At 70.8% G+C, this 11,999-nt stretch carries 13 protein-coding genes; 5 read left to right on the top strand and 8 right to left on the bottom strand.

What is annotated here, in order from left to right:
• Positions 1–16 precede the first annotated feature (16 nt).
• From Amac_RS32730 to Amac_RS32695, 8 genes are all read right to left on the bottom strand, one after another.
• A complete protein-coding gene (locus tag Amac_RS32730) occupies positions 17–808 on the bottom strand; it encodes an SDR family NAD(P)-dependent oxidoreductase (protein WP_155358288.1) in 792 nt (263 codons plus the stop codon).
• Positions 809–821: 13 nt separating this feature from the next.
• A complete protein-coding gene (locus Amac_RS32725; RefSeq protein WP_155358287.1) occupies positions 822–1,601 on the bottom strand; it encodes an N-acyl homoserine lactonase family protein in 780 nt (259 codons plus the stop codon).
• Positions 1,598–2,527 (bottom strand): DUF6282 family protein, encoded by a 930-nt coding sequence (locus Amac_RS32720; RefSeq protein WP_155358286.1) that lies wholly within the window; start codon positions 2,525–2,527, stop codon positions 1,598–1,600. Before Amac_RS32720 ends, Amac_RS32725 begins: the two co-directional genes overlap by 4 nt.
• Positions 2,524–3,618, bottom strand: coding sequence for an ABC transporter ATP-binding protein (locus Amac_RS32715; protein WP_155358285.1), 1,095 nt, complete (start codon positions 3,616–3,618; stop codon positions 2,524–2,526). Before Amac_RS32715 ends, Amac_RS32720 begins: the two co-directional genes overlap by 4 nt.
• Entirely contained in the window at positions 3,615–4,400 is a 786-nt protein-coding gene (locus Amac_RS32710) for an ABC transporter permease (protein ID WP_155358284.1), read from the bottom strand. Before Amac_RS32710 ends, Amac_RS32715 begins: the two co-directional genes overlap by 4 nt.
• Entirely contained in the window at positions 4,397–5,296 is a 900-nt protein-coding gene (locus Amac_RS32705) for an ABC transporter permease (protein WP_155358283.1), read from the bottom strand. Before Amac_RS32705 ends, Amac_RS32710 begins: the two co-directional genes overlap by 4 nt.
• Positions 5,297–5,299: 3 nt before the next feature.
• Positions 5,300–6,352: an extracellular solute-binding protein gene (locus Amac_RS32700; RefSeq protein ID WP_155358282.1), complete on the bottom strand. Its 1,053-nt coding sequence runs from the start codon at positions 6,350–6,352 to the stop codon at positions 5,300–5,302.
• 87 nt (positions 6,353–6,439) lie between these two features.
• Positions 6,440–7,207 (bottom strand): IclR family transcriptional regulator, encoded by a 768-nt coding sequence (locus Amac_RS32695; protein ID WP_170322778.1) that lies wholly within the window; start codon positions 7,205–7,207, stop codon positions 6,440–6,442.
• A gap of 247 nt (positions 7,208–7,454) precedes the next feature.
• Here Amac_RS32695 and Amac_RS32690 point away from each other — a divergent pair, with 247 nt between their 5' ends.
• From Amac_RS32690 to Amac_RS32670, 5 genes are all read left to right on the top strand, one after another.
• Complete coding sequence (locus Amac_RS32690) at positions 7,455–8,219, top strand: HpcH/HpaI aldolase family protein (protein ID WP_155358280.1); 765 nt, start codon at positions 7,455–7,457, stop codon at positions 8,217–8,219.
• A gap of 63 nt (positions 8,220–8,282) precedes the next feature.
• Entirely contained in the window at positions 8,283–9,194 is a 912-nt protein-coding gene (locus Amac_RS32685) for a cupin domain-containing protein (RefSeq protein ID WP_155358279.1), read from the top strand.
• Complete coding sequence (locus Amac_RS32680) at positions 9,194–9,763, top strand: carboxymuconolactone decarboxylase family protein (RefSeq protein ID WP_155358278.1); 570 nt, start codon at positions 9,194–9,196, stop codon at positions 9,761–9,763. The genes Amac_RS32685 and Amac_RS32680 overlap by 1 nt, the downstream gene beginning before the upstream one ends.
• Complete coding sequence (locus Amac_RS32675; protein WP_155358277.1) at positions 9,753–11,213, top strand: flavin-containing monooxygenase; 1,461 nt, start codon at positions 9,753–9,755, stop codon at positions 11,211–11,213. Before Amac_RS32680 ends, Amac_RS32675 begins: the two co-directional genes overlap by 11 nt.
• Positions 11,214–11,217: 4 nt before the next feature.
• Positions 11,218–11,991, top strand: coding sequence for an N-acyl homoserine lactonase family protein (locus Amac_RS32670; RefSeq protein WP_155358276.1), 774 nt, complete (start codon positions 11,218–11,220; stop codon positions 11,989–11,991).
• The last annotated feature ends 8 nt before the right edge of the window (positions 11,992–11,999 follow it).

The raw sequence follows: 11,999 nt of genomic DNA, 5'->3' as shown, positions 1-11,999 counted from the left end.
CGTGTGCCTCTCTCTGTCAGTCCTGTGGTGTCCACGCGCCGGAGCCGCCGGAGCGGACGACCGTGTTGACGATGAACGCGCCGCCGTCGGCGGAGACGACCTCCCCGGTGACGTACGAGGAGTCGTCGCCGAGCAGGAAGGCGACGACGCCGGCGATCTCGTCCACGGTGCCGAGGCGCCGCATCGGGATGGTGCCGCCGCGCTGCCCCAGGGTGGCGGCCCGGTCGGGGGCGAAGATGCCGGTGGGAATCAGTCCGGGGGCCACGGCGTTCACCCGGACCCCCCTGGGCGCGCCGTACATGGCGGCGCCGTGCACCAGGCCGAGCACGCCGTGCTTGGAGGTCTGGTACGGCAGCTGGTCGTCGGCGCCGCGCAGCGAGGAGATCGACGCGGTGAGGACGACGGCCCCGCCGCTGGCCTGCTCGCGGTAGCGGCGGAAGGCGGCGCGCAGGCCGAGGAAGGGGCCGCGCAGGTTCACCGCGATCACGTGGTCGAAGTCGGCGGGGTCGACGTCGGGCAGGGGGGCCATCGTGCCGAGCACCCCGGCGTTCAGGTGGTGCAGGTCGATCCGGCCGAAGCGGTCCACGGCCGCGCGGATGTAGGACTCCACGCCGTCCTCGGTGGAGACGTCGGCGGCCACCGCCTCCGCCTCCCCCGGCAGCCCGGCCGCCACCCTGGCCGCCGACTCGCCGTCGATGTCGGCCACGACGACGCGCGCCCCCTCCTGGGCGAGCCGCCGCGCGCTCGCGGTGCCGATCCCGCTGCCGCCGCCCGTGACGACGGCCACCTTTCCGGCGAGGTTTCCCATGGAGTGCTCCTTCTCAGGCGATGCGGGCGATTTCGCCGTCCGCAGGGAAGCGGCGCATCACGTCCGGGTCGTGGCCCGCGACGAGCACGCGGCCGGGCTCGGAGGCCAGCTCGCGCAGCAGTTCGTAGGCGCGGTAGGTGCCCTCCAGGTCGGTCAGCCAGGTGAACGGGCGGTCCAGTTCGATCTCCTCGTAGTAGTGGGCGGCGTCGGAGGTGAGGACGGCCTGCCCGGTTTCGGTGGCGATGAGGACGATGAGCTGGCCGGGGGTGTGCCCGCCGACGGGGATCACCTCGATGCCGGGGGCGACGGTCGTCTGGCGGTCCACGAACGTGGCGCGGCCCTGGTCGCGTATCTCGCGCAGGTGGGCCAGGTCGGTGGGCTCCGTCGTGTACGCGAACTGCTGCCGCCGCGCGTACGGCCCGGTCCAAAAGTCGAACTCGGCGCGGCCGATCACGATCTCCGATTGGGGGAAGCCGGCGAGGTTGCCGATGTGGTCGTAGTGCGCGTGGGTGGCGATGACCTGCGGCGCGCTCTCGGGGTGGACTCCCAGGTCGGCCAGCGCGGCCATCGGCTCGGCGAGTTCGGTGCGGCGTTTCCGGCCGGTACGGCCCGCCGCGCCGTACCCGGTGTCGATCACGACGGTGTGGTCCTCGTTCCTGGCCACCCAGAAGTAGAAGTCCATGTCGATGGGGGTGTCCGGCTCGCCGTACACGTGGTGGTTGAGGAACATGGCGGCGCGCGAGGCGGTGCGGGTGGCGTACCGGATGGCGAGCACCTCGTAGGCGGCGGTCATGGGAAGAGCAGTCCCGCGGCGTTGGCGCCGAGCATGCGGCGGATGTCGTCCTCGGGCAGGCCGGCGTCGAGCAGGCCGCGCGCCCCGCGCCGGAAGAGCGTCACCGGGAGCGGGTTGTGCTTCTGGCCGGAGTCGGAGGACAGCACGGTCCGCTCGGGACCGGCGGCCTTGATGAACGCCAGCAGCTCGGCGAGGTCCCTGCGCCGCTCGGAGCGGCCGAAGTACATCACCAGGCAGTGCTCGATGTGCGCGCCCTGGCGGGCCCACTCCCCGGCCTGCTCGGTGGACGCGCCGACCACGAAGCACGGGTGGTTGACCAGGATGCGCTCCACCCCCTCCTGCCGGGCCGCCACGATCAGCTTGCTCGTCTCCTCGACCCCCAGGTGGCCGCAGGTCAGCACGGCGCGCTCGGCCGCGATGACGGACAGGATGTCGCGCACCTCGGGCAGCACCGCGCCGTCCGCGCCGAGGATGGTGATCACCTTGTCGGTGCGCAGCGCGACGGTGGGGGTGGGAAAGCCGGTGTCGTGCCCGGCGTGGTGCTCGATGTGCGCGGCCGACGACAGGGTGGGAAACCAGACCACCCGGCCGCCCATGCGCAGGGCCAGCTCGACCGCGTACGGGTTGAGGCCGCCGACGGAGTTGTTGAGCGCGACGCCGCCGCGCACGGCGATGGGCAGCTCGTCGAGCCCGGCCGGGCCGAGGGCCAGGATGTCGGTGACCATGCTGTGGTGGTGGGACTTGGCGACGATGGCCTTGAACCCGGCGGCGGACGCGTCGCGCGCCGCGTCGAGGATGGTCATCCGTCGCGGGAAAGGGCTGGGGCCGGGGTGCTGGTGCAGGTCCACGGCCCCCACGAGCAGGGCGTCGGCCTCCGGGTCGGCGTCGTTCCTGTCGCCGTCCAGCTGGGGGTCGAGCAGGGTCATTCGTTCTCCTCGTTCGGTCTGGTCACCAGGACCTGGTGGGCGGGGTCCCAGTAGGCGGTCACCCCGCTGCCGGGGCGCAGGTCGGCGCCGACGGCGTCGGGCGGGAGCACGGCGCAGCCCGCGGGTCCTTCGCCGTAGTCGAGTTCGATCCGCTGGTGGGTGCCCTGGAAGTAGAGCCCGGCCACGGTGGCGGGCACCTGGTTGGCGTCGGCGGGGACCTCGGCGGGCGTGGCGGCGATGCGCAACCGCTCGGGGCGTACGACCAGGTCGAACTCCCCTGGAGTGCCGTCGGCGGCCCATTTGTGGCCGCCCCACTCGTAGACGCCCCCCGGCCGCAGGCTGCCCTCGAAGAGGTTGGACTCGCCCAGGAACCGGGCCACGAACCGGGTGCCGGGGTTGCGGTAGAGGTCGGCGGGGGTGCCGATCCGCTCGACCCGGCCGTTGTTGAAGACCGCGATGCGGTCGGACAGCGACATGGCCTCGTCCTGGTCGTGGGTGACGAAGACGAAGGTGAGCTTGAGCTCCTCGTGCAGCCGCTTGATCTCCTGCTGGAGGCTCTGCCTGAGCTTGCGGTCCAGCGCGCTGAGCGGCTCGTCGAGCAGCAGCACGCTGGGCGAGAAGACGACGGCCCTGGCCAGCGCGACGCGCTGCTGCTGCCCGCCGGACAGCTCGTCGGGGCGGCGGCCGCCCATGCCGGTGAGGTCCACCAGCTCGAGCACCTGCTCGACCCGCCGCGCGATCTCGGCCTTGGGCACCTTGCGCTCGCGCAGCGGGAAGGCGATGTTCTGCGTCACGGTCATGTGCGGGAACAGGGCGTAGTTCTGGAAGACCATGCCGAAGTCGCGCTTGTGCGGCGGGAGCGGCGCGATGTCGCGCCCGCCGAGCCGGATGCGGCCCGAGCTGACCTCGGTGAACCCGGCGATCATGTTGAGCGTGGTGGTCTTGCCGGAACCGCTGGGGCCCAGCAGGGTGACGAACTCGCCGGAGGCGATGTCGATGGTCACGTCGTCCACGACGAGCGGGCCTGAGCCGTACCGCTTGGACAGGCTGGTCAGTTCGATCCGGCCGGCGCCTGGGGTGGGAGTGGTCATTTTCCTCTGCTTCCTCGGCGCGCGCCGACCACCTGAGCGAGCAGGATGGGCACGCTGACCACCAGGACCATGAGGCTGGACGCCGCCGAGATGGTCGGGTCGATCTGCACGGTCACGCTGTTGAACATCTGGACGGGGAGGGTGATGGCCGTGGGCGACTGCAGGAACAGCGAGATCACGACCTCGTCGAAGGAGCTGATGAACGCCAGCACCGCGCCGGAGAGCACGCCCGGCATGGCCAGCGGGAGGGTGATCTTGCGGAAGACCGCGAACGGGGGCGCGCCGAGGCTGCCGCCCGCCTTGCGCAGGGCCGGGTCCATGCCCTGCAGCCGGGCCGTCACCGCGATCACCACGAACGGCAGCGCCAGGGCGGTGTGCGCCAGCGCGATGCCGAACAGGCTGCCGGTCAGGCCGATCCGCAGGAAGGTCGTGAAGATCACCAGGGCGATCAGGATGTTGGGGATGATGATCGGCGACAGCAGGAAGCCGACGGCGAGCCCCTTGGCGCGCTCGCCCAGCGTGGTCACGCCGATCGCGGCGGCGGTGCCGAGCACGGTGGCGAGCACCGCCGTGATCACCCCCACCTGGAGGGAGTTCACGATCGCGGTGGTCCATTCCGGCGAGGTGAACAGGCGCTCGTACCACTCCAGGGACCAGCCGCCGGGCGGGAACCTGAAGGTCTTGGCCGACGAGAAGCTCATCGGGATGACGACCAGCGTGGGCACGGTCAGGAAGAGCCCGACCAGCACCGCGACGATCTTCAACCAGGGCCGGGCGGTCATCGCTCGTTCCCCCCAACGATCGCGTGGGCCGCGCCGGCCGCGCCGCCCGGCCCGGTCAGCCGGCGGCTGGCGGCCAGTACGGCGAGCGTGACGACCAGCATGAAGACGCCCATCGCGCCACCGCCCCCGAAGTCGAGCAGGTCCCGGGTGCGCACGCTGATCACCTGGGCGATCATGGAACTCTGCGGCGAGCCGAGCAGCGCGGGGGTGACGTAGAAGCCGAGGGCCAGGACGAACACCAGCGACGCCCCCGCGGCGACCCCCGGCAGCGAGAGCGGGAAGTACACCTTACGGAACGAGGAGAAGCGGCTCGCGCCCAGGCTCTGCCCGGCCAGCGTCAGCCGCCGGTCGATCTGCTGCATGACGCTGAACATCGGCAGCACCATGAAGGGCAGCAGCACCTGGGTCATCGAGATGGTCACCGCCGTGGTGGTGCCCAGCAGCGTGACATCCCCCAGCCCGACCAGGCCGAAGACGCCCTGCACCACGCCGCCGTCCTGCATCAGGACCATCCACGCGAAGTTGCGCGCCAGCATGCTGGTCCAGAAGGGCACCAGCACGACCGTGACCATCACGGCCCGCACCGAAGGCCCGGCCAGGGTCATCATGTACGCGTAGGGGTAGGCGAGCAGGACCCCGGCCACCGTGACCACCAGCGCGACCAGCAGCGTGCGCCCCAGCACCCGGAGGGTGTAGCCGTCGGTGAAGAGCGAGGCGTAGTTGCCCAGGCCGGGCTCGGGGTCGGTGACGCTGTCCACGATGATGCTCAGCAGCGGCAGCACGAAGAACAGCGTCAGCGCGACCAGGGCGGGCAGCAGGAGCAGCAGGCCCCCGACCCGCCGCCGCCCGGAGGGTGACAGCGTGCGCTTTGGGGGCGCGGCGGTGTCGGCGGCCATCGGCTAGCTGACCTTCCAGCTCGTCCAGCGCTTCACCAGGGCGTCGGTGTTCTCGATCCACCACGGCTTGTCCTGCTCCAGGAGCCGGCCGCGGTCGGGCAGGAAGGCGTTGAACGACTTCTGGATGTCGCTGTAGGCGATGCTGGAGATGTCCACGTCCGAGCGGGCGGGGGCGGTGCCGGTCAGCTCGGCGTACGCCTTGGCCTGGGCGGGTTCGGTGACGAAGACGAGGCCCTGCTGGGCCAGGGCCTTGTGCGGCGCGCCCTTGGGGATGACCAGGGCGCCGATGTCGGTGGTGGTGAAGTCCCAGACCGCCTTCAGGTTCGCACCGCTCTGGGCGGTGACGATGGAGCGGGCGGTCACGGTGATCACCATGGAGCCCTGGCGGTCCACCAGCATCTGCTGCACGGCGCCGTAGCTGGGCGCGAAGACCAGGGACGACTTGATGGTGTCGAGCTTGCGGAACGCCCGGTCGACGTCCAGCGGGTAGACCTTGTCCGGCGGGACCCCGTCGGCGACGAGGGCGGCCTCGAGCAGGCCGTTCTTGGGGTAGTCCTGGACGATGCGCTTGCCGGGGAAGCGCTCCACGTCGAAGAAGTCCTCGATCTTGGTGGGAGGATTGTCCTTGTAGTCGTCGGCGTTGTAGCTGAAGACGTTCGCGTACCGGTAGGTGGGCACGAAGCAGTCGTGGGTGGTGCCCGGGGGGAACTTGCTGCGATCCAGGCCGGGGTCGTCGAGTTTCTCGTACAGCTCGCCGCAGTACGCGCCCGCGTAGATCCAGCTCATGTTGGCCAGGTCCCACTGCGTCTTGCCGGACGCGACCATGGCCTTGACCTGGGCCGGGTCGGCGGGGCTGACGTTGACGAACGTGGTGCCCGTCTTGGCGGTGAACGGCTCCTGCAGGGCCTTCTTCTCGTCCTCCTGGAACTGCCCGCCGGTGCTCGCCCAGGTCAGGGTCTTCTCCTCGGCCGTGGACGTGGCGCCGCTCCCGCAGGCCGCCGTGGCGGCGAGGAGCGTACCGGTGATCAGCAGGGAGCGTAGGTGTGTGTGCCTCATATATGTGCCTTTCTGAGTGATGGATCACCGCGCTCCGAGGACGCGCCGGATGATCCCGGGTTCACCCCCGCCACCCGCTTACCTGAATTAGTCGCCCGCGACTTCGAGCGAAGCCCGCAACGCCTGGGTGATCGCCCGCGAGCCGTCCCGCAGGACCATCACGACATCGCTGTCGTCCTCCTCCGGCACCAGCGAGGTCACGCCGACCACGGCCAGAGTGGCGACGACCATCCCGTCGGCGTCCCGGACGGGCACGGCGACCGCGCGCACGCCTTCAGAACCGCTGGACCGGATCGCCACGCCGGTCCTGCGCACCTCCTCAAGACCGCCGATCGGATCCTGGGCGAGATCCACCGGCCCTTCGCGGTAACGCCGGTGGAAGGACTCGTCCTGGAACGCGCGGAACACGCAGTCCTGGGCGGTCCCGGGCCGCAGCGTGCTGCCGACCCGGATGACGACGTGGGCGGTGCGGCTGCTGTCCTCGTGCACCTGGGCCACCACCGGGCAGCGGCCGTTCCAGATGCTGAGCACGACGGTGTGCCGGACCCGGATGCTGACCTGCTCCATCACCGGCCGGGCCAGGTTGACCACGCCGAGCCGGGACAGCGCCATCGTGCCGAGCTCGGCGAGCAGGGTGCCGAACTCGTAGCGGTTGCGGCTCCTGCGCTGCAGCAGGCCGTGGTTCTCCATGGAGGCCAGGTAGCGGTGGGCCGTCGACTTGCCGACGCTCAGCTCCTGGGCCGCCGAGACCAGGTCGATGCTCCCGGCCTCGCCGAGCAGCCGCAGCAGCTGCACCACCCGGGCGACCACCTGGATGTCGCCGCTGGGTATGTCCAGCCCTTCTTGGGATGCCACTGCGCGGATCCTCTCGTACGGCGCTGTCCCGGAGTACGGGGCGAATGTCCACTCATCCGATACGCCGGACTGTAGGCCACAGTCTTCGGGGTCCGTCAAGGTTTCCAGCACATTTCATCCATAACAACTTCCGTGATGAAAGGGCCTCTTGACGCAGTTCGCCCGAAATGCCTACGGTCAACCAGATCCCGCTATGCAGGATAGAAATCCCGGATAGCGGAGCTAACTCACGGACAAGGAGACCTCCATGCGCATGCTCGAACGGCTCCGCGGCGCCGACCGGTGCCTGGTCGGCACCTGGGTCAAGATCCCGGCCTTGGAGACCGTCGAACTGCTGGCCCGCGCGGGCTTCGACTTCGTCGTGGTCGACATGGAGCACAGCCCGATCAGCCTGGAGTCGGCCTACCGGGCCGTCGTCGTGGCGCAGGGCCTCGGCGTGCACGCTCTGGTCCGGGTGCCCGACGCGGGTGGCAGCCATCTGCAGCGCGTGCTCGACATCGGCGCCGACGGCATCCTGGTGCCGCATGTGACCGGCAGGGCCGACGCCGAGCGGGCGATGAGCGGCATGATCTTCCCGCCGCGCGGCACCCGGGGTTCCGGCAGCACCTCCCGCGCGGGCGCCTGGGGACTCGACGGCAACGCCGAGTACGTGCGGCGCGGCGACGAGGAGACCCTGCGCATCCCCCAGCTGGAGGACCTGAGCGCGCTGGAGGAGGTCGAGGAGATTCTCGACACCCCCGGCCTGAACGGCGTCTTCCTCGGCATGGGCGACCTGACGCTCTCCACCGGCCTGAAGGCCGACGATCCCGTGCTGCGGCGGCACGTCGACCGCCTGCTCGCGGGCGCGAAGGCCCGCGGCCTGCCGTGCGGCGTCGCGGCCCGCGACGCGGCGGCCGCCCAGGAGGCGGCTCGGGACGGCTTCTCGTTCGTCATGATCAGCAACGACGCGAGCATCTTCGGCCGGGCGGCGGCCCAGCTCCGCAACGCCGCCGGCCCGCTCCCCCTGCCCTGACCCCCGCCTGCACTGACCCCCGCCTGCACTGACTCCCCCGCCCAACCAGAGGAGAACGTTCCCATGCCCTACGACCCGAGCGACGCGCGTTCCGCGCTGCCGGGAACGACCGCCACCGCGACGCCGGCGGGTCCCGCCGCCGACGCCGACCACGTCAAGTTCTACGAGCTGCCGCCCGCCGTCACCGAAGGGGAGAGCCACACCTGGTACGGCCGCAGCCAGCACCTCGTCATCGGCTACACCGACCTGGCCGGAGAGGTCGAGTTCGCGCTGCCCGGAGGCGCCGACGAGTGCGCGGTGCTGCTGCCGGACACCGCTGTCACGGCGCTGATCACCCTCGACGGGGAGGCCACCAAGGTCCCCGGCGGCACGCTCACCTTCGTGCCCCCGCAGGCGGGCACCGTGCGGCTCAGCGGAGAGGGCCGCGTGGTGACGATCTTCACGGCGCGCACCGCGCCTCCGTGGGCCAGGGCGGCCAACGAGGAGTCGTACCGGGAGCCGCATCCGACCGTCGCGCCCCTGGTGGCCTGGCCGGACCCGGTCGGCGGCCCGCGCCTGCGCACCTATGACCTGGACGTGCCCGGCCTGGCCGAGCCGCCGTTCCGGCTCTTCCGGTGCTCGACGTTCATGGTGAACTACATCCACCCGCGCACCGGCCCGCGCGACACCACGCGGATGTCGCCGCACCTGCACGACGACTTCGAGCAGTGCTCGCTGCTGCTGGAGGGAGAGTACATTCACCACCTGCGCTGGCCGTGGACCACGGACCTGAGCGAGTGGCGCGAGGACCAGCACGAGCCGTGCGGCAGCCCGTCGCTCACGATCATCCCGCCGCCGGCGCTGCACACCAGCCAGGCGGTCGGCGAGGACGTCAACCATCTGATCGACATCTTCTCCCCGCCCCGGATGGACTTCTCGAAGATGGACGGCTGGGTGCTGAACGCGGCCGACTATCCGATGCCGGGTGAGGTCTGATGAGCAGGCTCAGGCTCTTCGAGACCGGTGAGCTGAACGCGCGGCAGTGGGCGATCCACGAACGCCTGACCACGGGGCGGCGCGTCGGCAGGACGCCCTACCCGATCGTCGACGATGAGGGCCGGCTGCTGGGGCCCACCAACGCCTGGCTGCTCAGCCCGGCCATCGGGGAGGCGTTCGAGCTGCTCGGCGGGGCCATCCGGTTCGACCTCTCGGTCAGCCACCGGATCCGGGAGATCGTCACGCTGCAGGTCGCGCATCATCGCGACAGCCCGTACGAGCTGTATGCCCACCGCCTCACCGCGCCCGGCGCGGGCCTGTCCGAGACCGAGATCGAGGATCTGTGCGCGGGCCGCGACCCGGGCCTGACCGACGAGCGGGAGCAGGTCGCGTACACGGTCACCCGTGCCCTGATCGACTCCGGCGACCTCGGCGACGACGCCTACGAGCAGGCCGTCGCCGTGCTGGGGGCCCAGGGCCTGTTCGAGATCACCGTGCTCGTCGGCTGGTATCAGCTGACGGCCACGCAGCTCGCCGTCTTCGGCGTCGAACCGCCTCATGCCCGGTAGCACGATCGGCGGGGTCGCGATCATCGGCGGCGGCTTCGGGGGCATCGCCGCGGCGGTCAAACTGCTCAAGGCCGGAATCGACGATTTCGTCGTCTTCGAGCAGTCGCCGGCGCCCGGCGGCACCTGGTGGGACAACCGGTATCCCGGCTGCGAGGTGGACATCCCCTCCCACGCCTACTCCTTCTCCTTCGCCCCGCGCGACTGGCCGCGCACCCACGCCACCCAGCCGGAGCTGCGCGACTACGCCGAGTCGGTGGTGGAAGAGTTCGGGCTGCGCCCCCGTTTCCGTTTCGGCGTCCGGGTCGAATCGGTGACCTGGGAGGAAGAGACCGGCTGCTACCGGGTGCGCACCAGCGACGGCGCGGAGGAGGCCTACCGTTTCGTCATCAGCGCGGTCGGCCTGCTGAACGTCCCGCGTTATCCGGCCTGGCCGGGCATGGACACTTTCGAGGGAGTCAGCTTTCACACCTCCCGGTGGGACGAGGAGGTGGATCTCACCGGCAAGCGGGTGGCCGTCGTCGGCACCGGCTCGACCGCGGTGCAGATCGTGCCGGCCATCGCGCCGCAGGTCGAGCGGTTGCAGGTGTTCCAGCGCGAACCCGGCTGGGTGGAGCCGAAGGGCGAGCGGGCGTTCACCCCGGCGGAGCGGGCCCGTTTCCGGCGGTTCCCCGCGCTGCGCAGGCTCTACCGGTTCAAGCTCTTCCTGCAGTCGGGGCGCCGCTTCAAGGCGTACGACCTGGGCGGGCGCGAGCAGCGCCGGATGCGCGACCTGTGCCTGCGCTACATCGCCACCGCCATCGACGATCCGGCCGTACGCGCGGCGGTGACGCCCTCCTACCCGTGGGGCTGCAAGCGCCCGATCTTCGCCAGCAGCTTCTATCCCACCCTCAATCGCCCGAACGTCGAACTGGTCCCCCAGGCGATCAAGGAAGTCACCCCCAAGGGCGTCGTCGACGACCTCGGCGTCGAGCACGAGGCCGACGTGCTCATCCTTAGCACCGGCTTCCAGCCCACCCGGTTCCTCTCCCAGTTCACGGTGACCGGCCGCGACGGCACGGACATCCAGGACTTCTGGGGCGACCGCCCGCGCGCGTTCCTCGGTGTCACCGTGCCGGGCTTCCCCAACTTCTTCATCCTGTACGGCCCGAACACCAACGGTGGCTTCTCCATCATCGCCCAGCTCGAACGGCAGGCCGAGGTGGCGGTGCGCGCCATCCGCACGGTGCTGCGCAAACGCGTACAACGTGTCGACACCCATCCGAGCGCCCTGGAACGCCACGTGCGCTGGGTGGACCGGCAGCTGGCCAAGCACGCTTCGGCGATGGACGCCGGCTGCCACAACTACTACCACTCGCCGTCGGGCGCGAACGTCACCCAGTGGCCGCGCACCCACTTCGTCTACTACGTGCTGTGCCGGACCCAGCCGCGGTCCGCGCTCAGCTACCGGTGATGCCATGAGTTACGAGGTCCTCGCGATCCGCTACGCGACCCGGGAATCGCGGGCCAGCGACCTGTACGCGAACCACACCACCTACGGCGAACCCGACCGGGAAATCAGGATGGACTACTACTTCTGGCTACTGCGCGGCGGCGGCCGGACCATCCTGGTGGACACCGGCTTCACGCCCGAGGTCGGCGACGCGCGCGGCCGGACCACCCTGTGCGCCCTGCCCGAGGCGCTCGCCCGGCTGGGCGTGGAACCCGCTGACGTCGGCACCGTGATCGTCACGCACGGCCACTACGACCACACCGGTCAGGTCGGCCTGTTCCCGCGCGCCGAGATAGTAATCAGCGACCGGGAGCTGGCGTTCTGGACCGGCCCGTACGCGCGCCGCGCCCAGTTCGCGCACGCCGTCGAGACCGCCGACATCGACACGCTAACCCGGCTCGACGCCGCCGGGCAGGTCACCCGGATCCGCGACCGGCACCAGGCCGCCCCCGGCGTCGAACTGGTCGAGGTCGGCGGGCACACCCCCGGCCAGCTGATCGCGCTGGTGGACGGCGAGGACGGGCAGGTGCTGCTCGCCTCCGACGCCGTGCACTACTACGACGAGCTCGACCTGGACCGGCCGTTCGCCGTCTTCGCGAACCTGACGGGCATGTACCGGGGCTTCGACACCGTCCGCGACATTGGCGGCACCGTGGTCGCGGGCCACGACCCCGCGGTGCTGACCCGATTCACCCCCTGGGATCGGGCCGATCCCGGCTTCGCGGTCCGGGTGGGCTGACTCATGAT

Origin of the sequence: Acrocarpospora macrocephala, from assembly GCF_009687865.1 — a bacterium.
GTDB lineage: Bacteria > Actinomycetota > Actinomycetes > Streptosporangiales > Streptosporangiaceae > Acrocarpospora > Acrocarpospora macrocephala.
Note: the sequence above shows the minus strand (reverse complement) of the source record. Positions and strands in the feature narration are given on the sequence as shown.